The organism is Croceimicrobium hydrocarbonivorans, from assembly GCF_014524565.1.
GTDB lineage: Bacteria > Bacteroidota > Bacteroidia > Flavobacteriales > Schleiferiaceae > Croceimicrobium > Croceimicrobium hydrocarbonivorans.
In genome coordinates this window covers 1,435,067-1,451,754 of sequence record NZ_CP060139.1, presented here as the reverse complement: position 1 = coordinate 1,451,754, position 16,688 = coordinate 1,435,067, and the positions used below count along the sequence as shown (strand labels likewise).

General features: G+C 43.6%; 15 protein-coding genes. 7 read left to right on the top strand and 8 right to left on the bottom strand.

The window, feature by feature from the left end; genetic code table 11:
* Positions 1 to 29 precede the first annotated feature (29 nt).
* Together H4K34_RS06705 and H4K34_RS06700 are read left to right on the top strand one after the other, a co-directional pair.
* On the top strand, positions 30 to 791 hold the full coding sequence (locus H4K34_RS06705; RefSeq protein WP_322107637.1) for a TatD family hydrolase: 762 nt from the start codon (positions 30 to 32) through the stop codon (positions 789 to 791).
* Positions 788 to 1,819 carry an asparaginase gene (locus H4K34_RS06700; RefSeq protein WP_210760052.1) on the top strand — a complete coding sequence of 344 codons (1,032 nt, stop codon included), beginning with the start codon at positions 788 to 790 and terminating at the stop codon, positions 1,817 to 1,819. Before H4K34_RS06705 ends, H4K34_RS06700 begins: the two co-directional genes overlap by 4 nt.
* On the opposite strand, the gene H4K34_RS06695 is transcribed toward H4K34_RS06700, so the two are convergent.
* A complete protein-coding gene (locus H4K34_RS06695; RefSeq protein WP_210760051.1) occupies positions 1,816 to 2,013 on the bottom strand; it encodes a helix-turn-helix transcriptional regulator in 198 nt (65 codons plus the stop codon). The two genes, H4K34_RS06700 and H4K34_RS06695, sit on opposite strands and share 4 nt — an antisense overlap.
* Entirely contained in the window at positions 2,010 to 2,423 is a 414-nt protein-coding gene (locus H4K34_RS06690; protein ID WP_210760050.1) for a hypothetical protein, read from the bottom strand. Before H4K34_RS06690 ends, H4K34_RS06695 begins: the two co-directional genes overlap by 4 nt.
* 130 nt (positions 2,424 to 2,553) lie before the next feature.
* On the opposite strand from H4K34_RS06690, the gene H4K34_RS06685 reads away from it, so the two are divergent.
* The 5 genes from H4K34_RS06685 to H4K34_RS06665 all read left to right on the top strand — a co-directional run bounded on the left by H4K34_RS06685 (position 2,554) and on the right by H4K34_RS06665 (position 7,659).
* The gene (locus H4K34_RS06685; RefSeq protein WP_210760049.1) at positions 2,554 to 3,324 is read left to right on the top strand and encodes an AMP nucleosidase; all 771 of its coding nucleotides are present in this window, start codon (positions 2,554 to 2,556) and stop codon (positions 3,322 to 3,324) included.
* Positions 3,325 to 3,370: 46 nt separating this feature from the next.
* The gene (locus tag H4K34_RS06680) at positions 3,371 to 5,149 is read left to right on the top strand and encodes a helix-turn-helix domain-containing protein (protein ID WP_210760048.1); all 1,779 of its coding nucleotides are present in this window, start codon (positions 3,371 to 3,373) and stop codon (positions 5,147 to 5,149) included.
* Positions 5,150 to 5,299: 150 nt separating this feature from the next.
* Positions 5,300 to 6,271 (top strand): NAD(P)-dependent alcohol dehydrogenase, encoded by a 972-nt coding sequence (locus H4K34_RS06675; protein ID WP_210760047.1) that lies wholly within the window; start codon positions 5,300 to 5,302, stop codon positions 6,269 to 6,271.
* A gap of 12 nt (positions 6,272 to 6,283) precedes the next feature.
* Positions 6,284 to 6,967 (top strand): DUF4386 domain-containing protein, encoded by a 684-nt coding sequence (locus tag H4K34_RS06670; RefSeq protein WP_210760046.1) that lies wholly within the window; start codon positions 6,284 to 6,286, stop codon positions 6,965 to 6,967.
* A gap of 20 nt (positions 6,968 to 6,987) precedes the next feature.
* Positions 6,988 to 7,659 carry a DUF4386 domain-containing protein gene (locus H4K34_RS06665; protein ID WP_210760045.1) on the top strand — a complete coding sequence of 224 codons (672 nt, stop codon included), beginning with the start codon at positions 6,988 to 6,990 and terminating at the stop codon, positions 7,657 to 7,659.
* A gap of 356 nt (positions 7,660 to 8,015) precedes the next feature.
* On the opposite strand, the gene H4K34_RS06660 is transcribed toward H4K34_RS06665, so the two are convergent.
* The 6 genes from H4K34_RS06660 to H4K34_RS06635 all read right to left on the bottom strand — a co-directional run bounded on the left by H4K34_RS06660 (position 8,016) and on the right by H4K34_RS06635 (position 16,636).
* Positions 8,016 to 8,930: a DUF3644 domain-containing protein gene (locus tag H4K34_RS06660; RefSeq protein ID WP_210760044.1), complete on the bottom strand. Its 915-nt coding sequence runs from the start codon at positions 8,928 to 8,930 to the stop codon at positions 8,016 to 8,018.
* Positions 8,927 to 10,417: a class I SAM-dependent DNA methyltransferase gene (locus tag H4K34_RS06655; protein WP_210760043.1), complete on the bottom strand. Its 1,491-nt coding sequence runs from the start codon at positions 10,415 to 10,417 to the stop codon at positions 8,927 to 8,929. Before H4K34_RS06655 ends, H4K34_RS06660 begins: the two co-directional genes overlap by 4 nt.
* Before the next feature lie 83 nt (positions 10,418 to 10,500).
* Positions 10,501 to 11,973: an RNA-binding domain-containing protein gene (locus H4K34_RS06650; RefSeq protein ID WP_210760042.1), complete on the bottom strand. Its 1,473-nt coding sequence runs from the start codon at positions 11,971 to 11,973 to the stop codon at positions 10,501 to 10,503.
* Positions 11,966 to 12,538 (bottom strand): DUF4062 domain-containing protein, encoded by a 573-nt coding sequence (locus H4K34_RS06645; RefSeq protein WP_210760041.1) that lies wholly within the window; start codon positions 12,536 to 12,538, stop codon positions 11,966 to 11,968. The genes H4K34_RS06650 and H4K34_RS06645 overlap by 8 nt, the downstream gene beginning before the upstream one ends.
* Complete coding sequence (locus H4K34_RS06640) at positions 12,531 to 13,814, bottom strand: restriction endonuclease subunit S (protein WP_210760040.1); 1,284 nt, start codon at positions 13,812 to 13,814, stop codon at positions 12,531 to 12,533. The genes H4K34_RS06645 and H4K34_RS06640 overlap by 8 nt, the downstream gene beginning before the upstream one ends.
* Positions 13,814 to 16,636 (bottom strand): type I restriction endonuclease subunit R, encoded by a 2,823-nt coding sequence (locus tag H4K34_RS06635; RefSeq protein ID WP_210760039.1) that lies wholly within the window; start codon positions 16,634 to 16,636, stop codon positions 13,814 to 13,816. The genes H4K34_RS06640 and H4K34_RS06635 overlap by 1 nt, the downstream gene beginning before the upstream one ends.
* Positions 16,637 to 16,688: the final 52 nt, after the last annotated feature.

The window sequence follows — 16,688 nt, the reverse complement described above, 5'->3', positions numbered from 1 at the left end:
ACGATGGGCATTTCTTACTTTCGCTGCCTATGATTGATACCCATACCCATATCTATTTAAAACAGTTTAGCGAAGACCGCGAAGCCCTTTTGCAGCGTGCATTTGAGGCGGGTGTTCAAGAATTGTTTTTGCCCAATATTGATAAGGAAAGTGTTGCTGCTTTAAAGAGCCTGGCGGCAGATCATGATCATATCTACCCCATGATGGGTTTGCATCCCAGTCATGTAAAGGCAGATTATGAAGAAGAACTGGCCGTAGTTTGGGAAGAACTGGCTTCCGATACCCACTATTATGCGGTGGGCGAAATTGGTATCGATCTCTATTGGGATAAAACCTTTTTAAAAGAGCAGCAAATTGCTTTTGATCAGCAGATCAGCAAGGCTAAAGAAATGGCTTTGCCAATTGTGATTCATTGCAGAGATGCCTTTGATGAAACCTTCGAGGTTTTGGAATCGCACCGAGGGGATGATTTGTTTGGCATATTCCATTGCTTTACCGGAAATTTAGAACAGGCGCATCAGGCTTTAAGCCTAAACCTGAAACTAGGTATTGGGGGAGTAGTAACCTTTAAAAATGGCGGCCTGGATAAGGTGGTTGCCGAACTACAAACGGAGGACCTGGTGCTGGAAACCGATGCTCCTTTTTTAGCGCCCATGCCTTATCGCGGTAAGCGTAATGAGCCCGCCTATCTAAGTTATATCGCCCAAAAAATTGCCGATTTACATCAGCGTCCGCTAGAAGAAGTTGATGCCATAACCACGGCCAATGCCCGTAAGATTTTTCAGTTATGAGCACTAATCGTCGGCGCATATTAATACTCTATACCGGTGGTACCATCGGGATGATTCTGAAAAGTGATGGGGCCTACCATCCCTTTAGCTTTGAGAATTTGCAATCCTTTATTCCAGAATTACGCGATTTCCCTGCTCAATTAGAGGCGGATAGTTTTGATGAGGTTTTAGATTCCTCGAATATGACTCCGGCGCATTGGTTGCGCATTGCCCGCAGGATTGAGGCGGATTATTTGAATTACGATGCCTTCTTGATTTTGCATGGTTCCGATACCATGGCTTATACTTCGGCAGCATTGAGTTTTATGCTGCAAAATTTAGCCAAGCCGGTCATTTTAACCGGTAGTCAATTGCCGGTAGGGATTCCGCGTTCGGATGCTCGGGAGAATATTCTAAGCAGTTTGGAAATTGCCATTGCCACCAATGAAGAAGGCGGTCCAATGGTGCCGGAAGTAGCGGTGTATTTCGAATACAATTTATACCGGGGTAATCGCTTGCAAAAGGTGAGCTCTCAAGATTTTGAGGCCTTCCGTTCGCCTAATTATCCTTTGTTGGCAGAGGCCGGAGTGCAGATAAAGTACAATCGCAATTCGATTATGCCGGCTAGTATTGGTCGTTTCCAAATTTTGGAGGAGTTGGATCCACGCGTGGCAATTTTACATTGCTTTCCGGGCATGCAGGCTGAACTGGCGGTACCCTTAATTCAGAATCCAAATAATAAGGCCATCATATTACGCACCTTTGGCAGTGGTAATGCACCGGGGCATCCCTGGCTATTAGAGGCTTTGGCCGATGTGATCCAAAAAGCAGTTCCGGTGATTAATGTAAGCCAGTGCTCTGCCGGTGAGGTGGAGATGTCGAAATACGAGGCCGGTCGAAAATTTCAAGAAATAGGCCTGATCAGTGCCGGGGATATGGTGCTCGAAGCGGCCTTAACCAAAGCAATGGTGCTTTTAGCAAAGGGGCTGCAAGGCAAAGACTTTGAACAGGCCTATCTCGAAAATATCTGTGGAGAGCTTAGTGTTTAAGCTTCCTCGAATTCGAAAATACCCTCAATAGGCGTTTCGAAGAGTAGGGATAAACGGAAGGCCGTGGGTAAACTCGGATCGAATTTTCCCTTTTCAATAGCATTAATGGTTTGTCGGCTCACTCCAATTTCTTTTGCCAGATCCTCTTGGGTAAGGCCTTTGGCGCTTCGTAAATCGCGAATGCGGTTTTTCATTGGAAGCGTTTTTTGTTGATGGCCAAAGTCACTAAATAGGTGATACCCATAAACATAACCAGATAGGAGATTTCGGCATCAAAAGGCATGAGCTTGATGATATGAAGGGAAGAATAGGCTAATCCAATAACCAAGGTGAGGCCTAAGGTTATTCCCATAGATTCCAATTGTTGTTGGCGCTCTAGCTCATCCATGGTTTTAATCAGGTTTCGGTTTGCGCCAATCATCATCAGGCCCAGAATGATGTTTAGACCTATACTTAGCAGTTTTAGACTAGTAACTTCTGGCCAGGCCAGGCTGCCGCCAAATACTACTATGGCTTGACTGATAACCCAGGCAGCGGTCCACATACCCAATTTGCGCATGGCATTGTGACGTTGGGCTTGTCGTTTTTCGTGAAGTGCGTTCATTTTTATGTTTTAGTTTATGTAAAGTTCGCTTGACAAAAGTAAAGTTTTATTTACAAAAGTCAAGTGTAGTTGACATTTTTATTTTCTCATCCGCCGAAAGGCGATTATCTTAAAGGCCTAAAAGATCCCTATGAAAACAAAATCTGAAATCGTTGATAATTGGCTACCGCGCTATACGGGAGTGCCTTTAGAAGAATTTGGCTCCTATATTTTACTCACTAATTTCCAGCATTATTTGCAGCTTTTCGCGGATAGCACCGGAGCTGAAATTCGCGGCTTGGATAAGAGCATGCCTTCGGCTACCAGTGGGGAAATCACCCTGATTAATTTCGGAATGGGTTCGCCCAATGCCGCTACCGTTATGGATCTCCTATCGGCGATAAGCCCCAAAGCAGTGCTCTTTTTAGGGAAATGTGGTGGACTGAAAAAGCGCAATAAGATTGGGGATATGATTTTACCCATAGGTGCGATTCGGGGCGAAGGAACCTCCAATGATTATTTCCCGCCCGAGGTCCCGGCCATGCCCTCTTTTGCTCTGCAAAAAGCTATTAGTACTACGATTCGCGATCATGATATTAGCTACTGGACCGGCACGGTGTATACCACCAACCGTCGGGTTTGGGAATTTGATAAAAATTTTAAAAAGTACCTGCGCAAGATTAGAGCCTATGCCATTGATATGGAAACGGCCACTCTTTTTTCGGTGGGCTTTTTCAATAAGATTCCTACCGGGGCCTTGCTGCTGGTAACCGATCAGCCTATGGTTCCGGATGGAGTGAAAACCATGGAGAAGGATGCGGCAAATTCCAAGACCTACGATCAGAATCATGTGAAAATTGGCATTGAGTCGCTGCGACAATTGATTAATAATGGAGAAACCATTCGCCATTTGAAGTTTTAATAAAATATCCGCGGCCTTTCCTAACTTGCTCAGCCAATAGCCAAACATGTCTAAAACTTCCATTGCCGTACTTCCTTTTCGGAATTTAAGTAGGGATGCTGAAAATGAATACCTCAGTGAGGGTTTAAGTGAGGAAATTATCCATGCTTTAACCCGGGTGGAAGGATTGAAGGTGACTTCCCGCCGCTCCAGTTTTTATTTTAAAGATAAGGACCTGCCTCTTTCAGAGATTGCCCGCGAATTAAAAGTGGCGGTGATTTTAGAGGGCAGTATTCGTTTGGCGGGCGATACCTTGAGAGTGTCAGCTCAGCTGATCAAAGCAGATGAAGACTATCAATTTTGGTCGGAAAGCTGGGATCGCAAATTGGCCAATATATTTGAGGTTCAAGATGAGATAAGCCTGCTTATTGCGGATCGATTAAGGGAGCAATTTGGTCACCTGGAATTTGGTGATCAATTGGTTTTTCCGGCTACTACCAATTTATCGGCCTATGAGCATGATCTCAAAGCGCGCTTTCATTTTAATAAGTGGAATGCTCAAGATGCGCGCTTGGCTATTGAAAATTGGGAGGAAGCTTTAAAGCTGGATGCACAGCAGCCCAATACCCATATAGGTTTGGCTGATGCCTATGGTTTTTTGGCCACCACTCAGGCGATGGATTATCAAGAAGCTTGGGGCAAGGCGGTAGCGCATACTCAGGAGGCGCTCAAGCTTGATCCTAATGCCGCCGGAGCCCATTATCAATTGGCCAATATTTCTTTTTTCACTGAAGCAGATTATCAGGCGAGCTTTCAGCATGCCTTAAAAACGGTAGAATGCGATCCGAGCTATCCTGAGGGACTGCAGTTTTTAGCCTTTATGTACCTGCTGTATGGGGAATCCGAATTGGCCGATCGCTATTTAAAGCGAGCCTTGGATCGGGATCCCCTGAATCAGGAAACCCTGTTTTACCAGTCCTATTATTTTTATCGCATCGCGGATTATGCTCGTTCCGAATCGATACTAAACAGTCTCTTAGAGCGCAACCCTCAAAACTTACCGGCTCTTGTTACACGGGCCTATGTTTGGTTTAAACTGAAGAAGTATTCGGCCATCCAAAAGTTTCTGGAGCAGGAAAAGGAGCATATAACCCCGGGCGATTATTTGGGATTAAAGGCGCTTTGGCTCTTTGAAACTCAATCGGCAGAAGCTCCTGCGGTGCAAGCACAATTAGAAGCGGAAGCCCAAGAACCCCTGGCTTTTCAGCAACATAGTTACCTCTACCTTTTATACGTAGCTCAGGGGCAGGCTGATCAAGCTTTTGAATGGCTGGATAAATCCCTGGAGATTAAAAGTGCCATTTTGCTTTTGTCCTTTAGTGATCCTTTGGCCGAAGCTTTGCGGAGCGACAGCCGCTTTGGTCTATTCCATTCCAAAATCTATGGCAAGCTGCCCCGCGAAAAGCAGAAGAGCAGTAAGCAGGCTTTAATGGATGAAAGTACCGAGCAGCAGTTTCGGGATGAGCTTTTAAAGCTGATGGTGGAAGAGGAGCCCTATTTAAATCCTCAGCTAACCCTGCGGAGCTTAAGTAGTCAATTGCAATTGCATCCCAACCAATTGTCATGGCTCCTAAATGAAAGCTTTGGGAAGAACTTTAATGAGTTCGTAAATACCTATCGGATAAACACCTTTAAGCAATTGGCTTTAGATCCTTCCAATTCCCATATTTCCTTATTGGGATTAGCCTATGAGAGTGGATTTAATTCTAAAACCGTATTCAATACCAGCTTTAAAAAGGAAACGGGCTTAACGCCTAAAGCCTTTGTAAATCAGCATCAAGCTTAGTTCTGTATTTCTTTTTGTACCGATTTATAATTCCGAACCTGCCGCATGGAATGGCGAACGCCTGCCCTGAGCTTTCGCTGAATCTTTGCCTCGTCAAAATGGATAATCAATTCAAAACCATTGAAGATGATGACGAAGCAAAACATAAAAATGAAAGCCATCGTGGCCCAGGGCTACGGAAGTCCTAAAGTATTCCGTTTAGAAGAAATCGATCGCCCAGAAGTGGAAGCGGGTAAAGTGTTAATCAAGGTAGAAGTATCGGCTGCTACTCGTGCTGATGCTCAGATGCGCAGCGGTAAGCCTTATGTGGCGCGCTTGTTTACCGGTATTTCCAAACCTAAAAATCCTATTCCCGGAACCGGATATGCTGGAGTGGTGGAAGCCGTAGGTGAAGGCGTAAAGGACTTTAAAGCCGGGGATCGTGTTTTTGGTGAAACCACCCTGGGTTTTAGCGCCAATGCTGAGTACTTACTTACCTCGGCGGATGATGTACTTATGCATCTGCCAGAAATTATTTCCTTTAGCGATGCTGCCCCATTGGGAGATGGCGCGGTAACCTCAGTGAATTTCTTGCGTGAAGTTGGAATGGTTAAGCCCGGACAGAAGGTCTTAATTAATGGGGCCTCCGGTGCCTTGGGAACTTCGGCAGTGCAATTGGCGAAATACTATGGCGCCGAGGTGACCGGAGTATGCAGTACCCGCAATGTAGGTTTGGTAAAATCTCTGGGAGCAGATCATGTTATCGACTATAGCAAAGAGGATTTCACTACTCGCACCGAAGCCTATGATCTGATCTACGATACCATTGGCAAGTCTTCTTTTCCGGAGGCTAAAGGGGCCTTAAAGAAAGGCGGTAAATACTTGTCTCCGGTAATGAGCTTGCCCTTACTATGGCAGATGCTGCTGAGTCGTAAGGCCGATAAAAAAGCCCTCTTCGCTGCCACCGGATTGTTGAAACCAGCAGAATTGCGTGCACTCTTATCCCATCTTTTGGAAGTGATCGCGGAAGGCAAGCATAAAACGGTAATCGACCGACAGTTTCCTCTCGAAAAATTAGCGGAGGCGCATACCTATATCGATGCCGGTCATAAGAAAGGCAATATCATCATAACTCATTCCTAAAAACAATCAACTATGCAAAACTTAAAACGAATGGCCCATTGGACGGGGCTTGGATACTTATTGATTTTTATTACTGCCTTTTTTGCCACCGGCTTTGTAGTAGAGGCGATGGTAATACCTGGTGATCCGGCCGGTACCTGGGCTAATTTTAAGGCCGCCCCGGGGATGCTGAGTCTGGCCATCTTAAGCTTCGTGCTGATGGTTTTGATGGATGCCATTTTAGCGGTTCCCTTTTACCTCTTATTACGCTCTGTAAACCAAAGCTTGGCTATGATTTCCTCGGCCTTGCGCTTAGTAAATGCCGCGGTATTTGCGGTGGCTCTGATGGATTTGGTTTCTTTCCTGCGATTGCTGGGCAAGCCCTACAGTGGCGATGAGCTTTTCATTCTGCGACAGGTAGATCATTTAACCCAAAGCTTTGATGATACCTGGTTATTAGGCCTGATCTTCTTTGGGGTGCACTTAATGATTATGGGCTATTTGATCTTAAAATCGGCTCGCTTCCCTTCCTGGATTGGCTTAATGATTCAATTGGCCGGTTTGGTTTATGTGATTGATTCCGTGGCCAGCTTTAGCCTTACGAATTACAATGATTACAGCGGCTTCTTCGAAATAATGGTGGTGATCCCCAGTGTTATTGGTGAACTCTCCTTATGCCTTTGGTTGCTCATTCGCGGCATCCGCATTCAGAAATAAGAACCTTAAAAACATTCAAAATGCAAGTATTTAGCTTAAATCAGTCTCCGCGTAGGGCGGCAAAAATCACAGGAATCGCAATTGTATTAATGGCCCTAGCTGCCGGCTTTTCCTTTGGATATCTCCATCCTCAAATTTGGACGCAAGGTGATGCTCAAGCTACAGCTGCGAACCTGAAAAGCAAATTAGGTCTCTTTCAGATGGAAACCGCACTTTGGCTATTAATACTCTTTTTGGATGTAGTAGTAAGCTGGTCTATTTGGCAGTTTTTCCGCCCGAACCAAAAGCGCCTTGCCAATTGGACTTTTGCCCTGCGTTTAGCTTATTCAGTGGTTTTGGCAGGAGCCATAAGTCAATTAGTACAAGTGGGAATTTTTAATGAGGGCCTTTCGGCGGAAGCCATATACCATAAAATTCAATCCTTCGAAGCCATTTGGTCGGCCGGTTTAATTCTCTTCGGAGCCCACTTATTTGCACTAGGAGCCTTGGTCTACAGGCAATACGGAGTGCCGAAAGTATGGGGCTTTTTGCTTTATATCGCCGGTATCAGCTATAGCTTAATCCACTTCTTAAAGGCCTTTCCCTTAATCTCTCAGCATAGTTTGGATGCCCTGGAATTAGGTTTAAGTCTACCCATGACTGTGGCCGAATTAGGCTTTGGAATTTGGATGTGGTCGCGCGGGGCTAAATAGAGATTAACGGTTTGTGTATGGTGCGTTTGGCATTTTAAGCTTTCATTTTTAGCACTTTCGCCCGCATTACGTATAGCCAATGTTGTATGCCCGTGCTTTTTCATTTTCTTTTCTGTCAGCGTTGGGGCAGACATACTCTTTGGCAAGTTTTGGCTTGCGGGTCGGCTTTGAGCGACTTACCAATGTGTATGGATGCGTGCGGCTGATATCATTTATCTGTTTTTATAGTTTTCCCAAATTTCAGCCATTGGAGTTGCTGCTATTCCAGCTTTGATTTGCCCAATTGCTTTCTGTGAATATCTGTCATGATGTACATTACCAACTGAAATTCTTTTAAAACTTTCTGGGTCTGCTTTTTAATTCAAATGATGAATGACTGCACTTGTTTTTGGTCCTGTTAGTCCGACTTTTTTTGCTAGTTGGTCACGTCCAAGATTATAGTAGTCAAGCTCGTTAACTCTTTTGAGTGCGACAACATGCGCACCTGGTGTTCCTTCCGGCACAATTTGAACAGGGACACCTTCTTTTCTCGAAATCCTCAAATCCAATGATGGACCATATCCACTTGCTGTGAAGTTCAGTGTAGATACCCCAGGAAACAACTGACCAAAATTCCCTCCCTTCTCAAGTGTTTTCAGGATTTTCTTTAATTCCCCATCAGATGGTTGGGTGTCATTTCCTTGAACAGCATTTTCCATTATTGCCAATGCTCTAAGCTTTTCGATGGCCTCAATATTTTTCCTTTTGTTTGGGCCAAGAAGCTTCTTTATTTCCACAATCTCATTGGAAAAGAATGCCTGAATATCAGTCGGTGGAGTCGTGCTTAAAGGCAAAACACGAACAGGTAATCCTTCCTTTAAGTCAATATCAAATACTCGTTTTACAATATCACGGAATAGTGTCAAGCCTGATTGAGCCTGAAAGTATAGGTGCTGCTCTGAAATTTCTAGCGTGTAATGCTGCGCAGCATCCCTTAAACCGTTAAGTGATTGCAACGTCAATACTTCATCTTCGGTCAGAAATTTAATTTCACCATCACTAAAGGCTTTACGAACACAAGATTCAAATCCAATTGTTTGTGTGGCTCTTCTATCTTTGATTTTACCGCCCTTATGAAGAATGGAGGCTTTTAACAGCATTTCAAAAGAATGATCCATCATAATCAAGACACCATGAACACGAGCAGTATCATTCGGTCTATTAAACAGTTCAATGCTCAGTACCAAAGAATCTACAGCCTTGTTATAAAGATGCTTGACCTCTTTTTTCATTCCTCAACCTTTCCATTAATTGTTTCCATCACTTCTTTGAAACTCTCTAAACCTGCTTCTATATTCTCAATGATTTCATTGGCTAAAATGTCTGGATCAGGCAGATTGTCAAGGTCTGCTAGGCTTTTGTCTTTGAGCCAGAAAATATCAAGGTTGGTTTTATCGCGAGCGATTATTTCTTCGTAGGTGAATTTTCGCCAACGTCCTTCAGGATTTTCTTCAGACCATGTTTCTGTTCGGTCGTTTCGGTTGCTTGGATTGTAGCGGTCAATGAAGTCTTGAAGGTCTTCCAACTGCATGGGCTTTTTCTTCAGGGTATGGTGGACATTAGTTCGGTAGTCGTAGATCCATACCTCTTTTGTCCATGCTTCCTTTGCACCTGGGCGGTTATCAAAAAACAAGACATTGGCTTTTACACCCGGTTTGTAGAATATTCCCGTGGGTAATCTGAGTATTGTGTGCAACTCGGTTGATTGTAGCATTTGTTTCCGAACGGTTTCTCCAGCACCACCTTCAAACAACACGTTATCTGGCAAAACCACGGCAGCTTCTCCATTTTCCTTTAATAAGGTTCGGATGTGCTGCATAAAATTGAGCTGCTTGTTGGAAGTGGTTGCCCAAAAGTCTTGACGATTGTAAACCAAATCTTCTTTTTCCTGCTCACCTTCTTCGTTGGTGAAGGTCATGCTCGACTTCTTTCCAAATGGAGGATTTGCCAACACATAATCAAATCGTTTTCCTTCGTCTGCTACTAGTGCGTCTGCCGAAGAAATAAAGGTCTCTCCATCTATTTCGCCAATATTGTGCAAGAACATGTTCATCAAACACATTCTGCGTGTATTGGCTACAATCTCATTACCGTAAAAGGTTTTGTTTTTCAAAAACTCCTTTTGCTCACGATTTAACTCGTGACTGCTAACAATGTGGTCATAAGCAGCTAGGAAGAAACCGCCTGTTCCGCAAGCCGGGTCTGTGATGGTCTTCATGGGTTCTGGTTGTATGCAAGCCACCATTGCTCTAATCAATGCTCTTGGGGTGAAGTACTGTCCAGCTCCAGATTTGGTGTCTTCTGCATTCTTCTCCAAAAGGCCTTCATAGATTTTGCCTTTGAGGTCAGCACCCATCATGCTCCATTTCTCCTTATCGACCATGTCTATGATCTTGTAGAGTTTGGCAGGGTCTTGAATTTCATTTCTTGACTTAACAAAGATTTGCCCGAGCGTACCTTTGGCTTTTGCAAGTTCCCGCAGAATTTTGGTGTAATGGGTTTCTAGTTCTGCACCTCTTTTTCCCTTTAGACTTTCCCAGTCACATCCTTCTGGAACTGCAATTTCCCTATTATATGGGGGCTTGGCAAACTCATCTACCATTTTTAGGAAAAGTAGATAGGTGAGTTGCGTTAAATAGTCACCATAGCTAACGCCATCGTCCCGTAGTACGCTGGCAAAACTCCAAACTTTTGATACTATACCTGATTCGTTACTCATAATATTTTTCTTTTTCCGCAGGTTATGCCGCAAGTTAATCCGCAGATTAAGTTGAAATTTTAATCCGCAAGTTATCCCGCAGGTTAATCCGCAGGTTTTTTGTCAATTCTTTTCAATAGCTCCTTATTCGGTTCATAACCGCCACCTTTCTTGCTGCCTTTATAGTCAATGAACTTTTCTAATCTTTTCATATCAGATGTGACCGTACGTTCTGAGATTTTCAAACGCTCTTGTAAATCGATATTCTTGATGCCAGGCTCATTTAGCACTATGCTCACAATGTCTACCAATCGAGTTCGCACGGGGCGAGAAACACCCTCAATTGCTTCACCAATAACACCCTCAATAGCTCCGTCAGAAGCACCGTCAGAAGCACCGTCACTAGCTCCGCCAAGTTTTACATTAAGAGGAAAAGCAAGTTTTACGCTAGTATCTGTAGTAGTCCATTTAGGTGCTTTAAGACCAGCAGCTTTACAAGCATCCATAATCTTTATTGTACCTCTACCAATTTTCTCTATGTAGCCTCTCAGAAATACTATGTGGGCTATGTCAGGATTTACCGGAAGCGATAAGTGACTCTTTTTAAGCTCGGCTGCTTTCAATGGTGACTTGCCGGAATTGAAGACTTCAATTCTATCGCTGTAAATAATCACAGACATAGAAGCTGATGGCAAGCTGTAATCCCGATGCACCAAGGCGTTCATCACACCTTCCCGTAATGCCGACATGGGCACTACATATTCATCCTGCCGCTCCCATTCCTTTTCACTGAATTTTCTGGTAGTGCGTAAATGTTTCTCAAAGAAATCCTGAACTGCTAAGATGTTCTTGAACAAATTGCCATCCAGTAACTTATCATCCACAAACTCATCAGCTGTTTTTCCTTTTTCAAGAAATGCAACCCGAACACGTGTTTGGGGTATAAATCGAGCAGGGTTTTTTGCAAAGAGCACTACAGCAGCATGGGTGAAATGACCATTCTGGAAAAGTCCGAAATGGGTCAGGAAGTCAATCGGATTTCTTTTGCTTTCGTCCAGCTTGCTTTCGTTAATGGATCGATCAATGGTTTTTTGGATTTCGTGAATATCCAGATCCTCCAGTTCAACGCCCAATGCCAATTGACGTTCCCAATGCAATTCTGTTTTCTGGCGATTGTGAATCAAGTCTGAAATCTGCTGCGATGTGGCTTTGACTGTGCTTTGTCCCTTGCGGAAATAAATACTACCGTCAAAAATGTAGGGCTGTTTGGAGCCTGCCCATACTTTAACCAATAGAATTTGTTTGTTGCCCACACTCTCAACTGAAACCATGATCGGTGCTTCTGGAATGATAGTAGTGTTCAAGTAATCGGTCAATTCCTTTTCCCACTTTTCAGCATCAGCAATGCCGACTACTTTTTTGTCATCAGCAATGCCAATTAGCACCTGACCACCTTCATGGTTGAGAAAGGCACAAATGCTTTTGCCAATGGCATCTTTGCGAACAACCTGTTTAAACTCAAGCTGCTCGCCTTCTCCTTGTTTCAGGAGGCTTTTTATGAGTTGTTCGCTATTCATTATTGTTTAGTTTATTCAATTCGTCAATGCGTCTGCCCATATCGCTGAACTGGGTTTTGAGAAAGTCATAAGTCTCAGGTGTTTTAAAAAAAGGATGAGCCCAATGCGATCTTCTTTTGTCCGAGTCCAAGTGATTCTGAATAGCTTCATTGTACATGTCAATCACCTTGATACTATCCATCACGGATGTGCGCTGAATTTCAAAATCATTTCGATTTCCTGCGGCATCAAACATGAATTGCTTCATTAATTGTCGAGTGTACTCGATATAGTGGTGTGATATAAACCATCTTGGCTTATCAAGCTCTATGGCTTTTGAAAATTCCTTGTGGGTGATTCCTGAGCCATATCTGGGGAAAATGATACCCAGAAACAAATCACAATCTTCTACTGCTTGCAAGCAAGCTTCTTCATTCGAAACTCCGATTGGCACGTAGACAGTACCATTTTTTGACATAACTACATCATAGCCATAGCCTTTCAAAATGGCATGTATCTGGTCCAAATCACTTTCTGAACCATAAACCGTAGAGGACACCATTATTTTGAGCGGTGCATCAGGCATGGCTTACTTTTTTGGATTCTACTTTGTCTCCGTTCTTAATCCGCTCCAACAACTTCTCTGCTGGCTCCCAATCCGGCTCTTTTCTGCACGCTTCCAGTTCTTCTTCGCTTAGTAGCTTGCCTTCAAAGGCTTGTTTGAGAATACTCTGCCGCAGGGCTTCACTTTTTTCCAGCCCTTCTTCTATGTTGGCCAAAATGTTATCACAAACAGAAAGGCGGGATTCGATTTCTTGGACGATTTGGATTTGTTCATCAAGGTCAGGAGCTGGAATTTTGTACTTCTTTAGAACAGGAACATTAATATTATTTACTGTTGTGCCATCTTTAGCGCACTTCTCCCTAATATCACGGTCATTTGCTATGAGGAACCAGTACACGAATTCTGAAGTAAATGCATCAATTGGTTTGATTGTCTGTAGATCTTGATTCACCGTAAGATCTTGTCCTGCGATAGCAACAGGAAGCATTCTGCGAATTATACCACTTCTGACAACAATAAGTATTGCCCCTTTTTCAATCCATTTAGCTGAAGAATTTTCAATGCTCTCCTCTGTGATTCTATCTATTGTTGAGATGATCACTTCTGTTTTCATGTCTTTGGGAGAGACCCACAGCACAGTGCCATTCTCCCAATATTCAGGTTTACTCTTTGATGGTGTTCCTCCTCCTTTCCAATCACCAATATCTTTTAGCGGCATTATGTCCCAGACATGATTGATATCATACCTCTTTCTCCACTCCTTCGTCAACTCCCCCTCAAACGCTTTTTTCAGCACGGCCTGTCGGTAGATTTCCAGTTTGTCTTTGGCGGCTTTGAGGTTGGCTATGCCATTATCTAGCTCGCTAAAAAGCTGCTCTATTTTGGCGACTATGGCGCGTTGTTCTGGGAGGGGAGGCAGCTTTACGGAGTAAGAATAAATTTTAGAACCTGAAATTACGGGCTGAGCAGTAGAGTTTGATAATTTGTTTAAGTTCTCGAATTGAAGTTTTAGCTTCATGAATTTCAAGTAAAAACATGGAAGCTTGAATTCAACTACTAAAGCATTATCAGTCACCCATGACTTAGGTTTTGTTATGTGTGTAACTCCACATCGAACACCTACTCTACCGATAATTAGTTTTTCATCCTCATAGAGGTATTCTGAATGAAAGCCAGTGATGCCGTTACCTCCATACACGGGGTAGCCTTTACCACTCATTTTTTTGAACGTTAATCCAAGGCCACTTGATACCTTTAGAATCTTACCTAATTCTATTTCAATCCAATCTTCTCTCATCAGGCAGCCAGAACTTCATTTAGTTCGTTAATAATTTCGTCCATCTTGTCGCCAAAAAGCTGGTACATCTTTCCTCTCCCGCCTTGGGCATCAAATGGAGTGTAGTCCAAATCGTCCACTTCCACATGAAAGCTGTTGGCAATATGATCTTTGAGCATTCTGAGCCACCCCATTTGTTCTTCAGTAAATTTGAGTGCACCGGCTTGCTTGCCAAATACCCAATCCTGAAAATTCTTATCCACCGTTGTGTTGTAGGGTGTGAGTTGTTGGTCAATTCCCGTTACTCTACGGATTAAGGAAACCAAAGCCACTAAGTCGTTTTTCGGGCTGCCTGCCCGTCCGGCAGGCGGGTTGCCTTTTACTTTTTCCAGTTGTGCGTAAGCTTCCCAGACATAGTGTGGAGCAAGAAGTGGTTTTTCCAATTTCAATTTATCAAGCAGGTCTTTGATCATCTTAAAAGTGAGTTCACGCCTGCGGTAAGGTTGGTCGTAGAAAATGCTCAAAGCGGTGATTTCATCTTTATTGGCTTCAATGTATTCCTTGAAGTTTTTAACCACTTCTTCAGCTTTGTCCTTAGTAAAGCTATCCCATTCCGAACGCAGAATTTTGTCGGTGTTCACCGTGTCAATGATCTGGTCATGTATCCTGTGGACATTTACAATGTAATCATTGAGCTCTCCTGTAAAGGTCTTGGCCGCACAAAGCGCCAGTTCATTTTGAGCTTGCTTGCGGCATTCTTCCTCCTTAGCAGGAGTTCGGTCTTGCACCGGAATCTGACTGACCAAAGCTTGTGTTTTGCTTTGAATCAAATCAGGGTCAAAGGCATTGAGTAGGTCTTTGGTAGTTTGGTTCAGTGTTTTGCCTTCTGTTAGTTCTTCGTACTTGGCTTTTTCATCTTCAGTCAATTGTTTTTCCAATCGAATCAGGCGATTTGCCAATGAAGTAAACAAGTCTTCGTCTTGTACACCCATCGTTACTGCACCAAGCAAGTCTTTTAAAGGCGTAGTGGGTTTGCGTTCCAAAGGACGACTATCCGTTTTCTTGGATTTGGTGGCGCCCACGGCATCCACAATCACAAAATGAGTTTTGGTGTGTTTGGCCGTTCGAGTCACCCGTTTCAAATCATCAAAATTGATGGTTCGGGTTCCACGGCCTTTCATCTGTTCAAAGTAGTTGATGCTTTTCACGTCTCGCATAAAAAGCAGCACCTCTAATGGCTTTACATCTGTTCCCGTAGCTATCATGTCTACGGTAACTGCAATGCGTGGATTCCATGAGTTGCGGAAACGGTTCAAAACCGATTTAGGATCTTCCTCAATCTTATAGGTCACCTTTTTGCAAAAGTCATTTCCTTCGCCAAACTCTTCACGGATAATCTGAATGATGTCGTCTGCATGACTATCCGTTTTGGCAAAGGCCAGAGTTTTAGGTACTTCAAATTCTCCGTTTTCATCAAAACGGTCTGGGAAAATACTCGGCAATGCCTCTTTGTACGCTTTTATGATATGGCGAATCTGGCTTGGATTGACTACATCTTTGTCCAGTTTGTTGGAGGTGTATTCATAATCTTCGTCAAGTCGTTCCCAGCGTTTCTTTCGGGTCAGCTTTTCCCGTTTGTCCACATACTCCTTCGCTTTGATTTTTGCCCCCGCCTGTGTTATTTCCGTTTCTATGGTAAACACATCATAGGGCACATTTACACCATCAGCCACCGATTCTTCATAAGTGTATTCACTCACCACATTTTCATTGAAGAAACCGAATGTGCGCTTGTCAGGGGTAGCGGTTAAGCCAATGAGAAAAGCATCATAATAATCCAATACCTGTTTCCACAAATTGTAAATGGAGCGGTGGCATTCGTCAATGATGACGAAATCAAATTGTTCAATCGGGTTTTTGGCATTGTACTCCACTGGCATGGGTTCTTTCTTTTGCCATTGCCAACTTTTCTCGTTCGGATTTTCTTCTTCGGCAGATTCTTCCAATTCTTCCCCTTTCAAAATAGAGTAGAGGCGTTGAATGGTAGAAATACAAACCTGACTGTCCGAAGCGATGTAACTTGAGTTGAGCCGCTGTACGTTGTAGAGTTCCGTGAACTTCCGGTTATCGTCTGTTGGCTGGTATTTCAAAAATTCCTGCTCAGCTTGTTCGCCCAGGTTTTTGGTATCCACCACAAACAGAATGCGCTTGGCATCTGCATGCTTTAGCAAACGATACACAAAGGTGCAGGCGGTAAAGGTTTTCCCAGCTCCGGTCGCCATTTGAATCAAAGCCTTGGGTCGATTGTCTTTGAATGATGTTTCGAGATTTCGGATTGCCTTAATCTGTGCAGGTCTCAGCCCTGTCTCATCCAATTCAGGAATATCTTTCAGTCTAGCTCGGAGCGTTTTTACTTGTCCAAACCATTCCAACAGAGTTTCAGGTCGGTGGAAATGAAAAATCGGTCTCGATCTTGGTTTGGGGTCTCGGTAGTCAGTGAATCGCGTTAATACTCCCGTACTTTCATAGACAAATGGAAGTGGGTCGTTATTCAGGTATTTAAGTTTGCTTTCAGCATAATCTTTTGATTGATCTTCAGCAACTGTCAGTTTCTCACCTTGTTCCTCTCTTTTCGCTTCAATTACACCAACTGGCTTTCTGTCGACAAAAAGGACATAATCGGCAGGTCCAACGTCTGTTTGGTATTCACGTACAGCAACTCCTTTCGAAGCATACAAGTCCACTTTCTTTTTTGACTGGACAATCCAACCAGCCTCAACCAACATTTTGTCGATGTTGTCACGAGCTTTCTGCTCCGGATTTTGATTAATATTTTCAGTCATTCACTTTTATTTCAGTCGAGCGTAGGCTCTTTTTTCGCATGGCATACAACGT

What these genes read in the sequence shown, in the direction of transcription:
- H4K34_RS06705 (WP_322107637.1), top strand. Translation starts at nt 30, where the DNA reads ATGATTGATACCCATACCCATATCTATTTAAAACAGTTTAGCGAAGAC.
- H4K34_RS06700 (WP_210760052.1), top strand. Translation starts at nt 788, where the DNA reads ATGAGCACTAATCGTCGGCGCATATTAATACTCTATACCGGTGGTACC.
- H4K34_RS06695 (WP_210760051.1), bottom strand. Translation starts at nt 2,013, where the DNA reads ATGAAAAACCGCATTCGCGATTTACGAAGCGCCAAAGGCCTTACCCAA.
- H4K34_RS06690 (WP_210760050.1), bottom strand. Translation starts at nt 2,423, where the DNA reads ATGAACGCACTTCACGAAAAACGACAAGCCCAACGTCACAATGCCATG.
- H4K34_RS06685 (WP_210760049.1), top strand. Translation starts at nt 2,554, where the DNA reads ATGAAAACAAAATCTGAAATCGTTGATAATTGGCTACCGCGCTATACG.
- H4K34_RS06680 (WP_210760048.1), top strand. Translation starts at nt 3,371, where the DNA reads ATGTCTAAAACTTCCATTGCCGTACTTCCTTTTCGGAATTTAAGTAGG.
- H4K34_RS06675 (WP_210760047.1), top strand. Translation starts at nt 5,300, where the DNA reads ATGAAAGCCATCGTGGCCCAGGGCTACGGAAGTCCTAAAGTATTCCGT.
- H4K34_RS06670 (WP_210760046.1), top strand. Translation starts at nt 6,284, where the DNA reads ATGCAAAACTTAAAACGAATGGCCCATTGGACGGGGCTTGGATACTTA.
- H4K34_RS06665 (WP_210760045.1), top strand. Translation starts at nt 6,988, where the DNA reads ATGCAAGTATTTAGCTTAAATCAGTCTCCGCGTAGGGCGGCAAAAATC.
- H4K34_RS06660 (WP_210760044.1), bottom strand. Translation starts at nt 8,930, where the DNA reads ATGAAAAAAGAGGTCAAGCATCTTTATAACAAGGCTGTAGATTCTTTG.
- H4K34_RS06655 (WP_210760043.1), bottom strand. Translation starts at nt 10,417, where the DNA reads ATGAGTAACGAATCAGGTATAGTATCAAAAGTTTGGAGTTTTGCCAGC.
- H4K34_RS06650 (WP_210760042.1), bottom strand. Translation starts at nt 11,973, where the DNA reads ATGAATAGCGAACAACTCATAAAAAGCCTCCTGAAACAAGGAGAAGGC.
- H4K34_RS06645 (WP_210760041.1), bottom strand. Translation starts at nt 12,538, where the DNA reads ATGCCTGATGCACCGCTCAAAATAATGGTGTCCTCTACGGTTTATGGT.
- H4K34_RS06640 (WP_210760040.1), bottom strand. Translation starts at nt 13,814, where the DNA reads ATGAGAGAAGATTGGATTGAAATAGAATTAGGTAAGATTCTAAAGGTA.
- H4K34_RS06635 (WP_210760039.1), bottom strand. Translation starts at nt 16,636, where the DNA reads ATGACTGAAAATATTAATCAAAATCCGGAGCAGAAAGCTCGTGACAAC.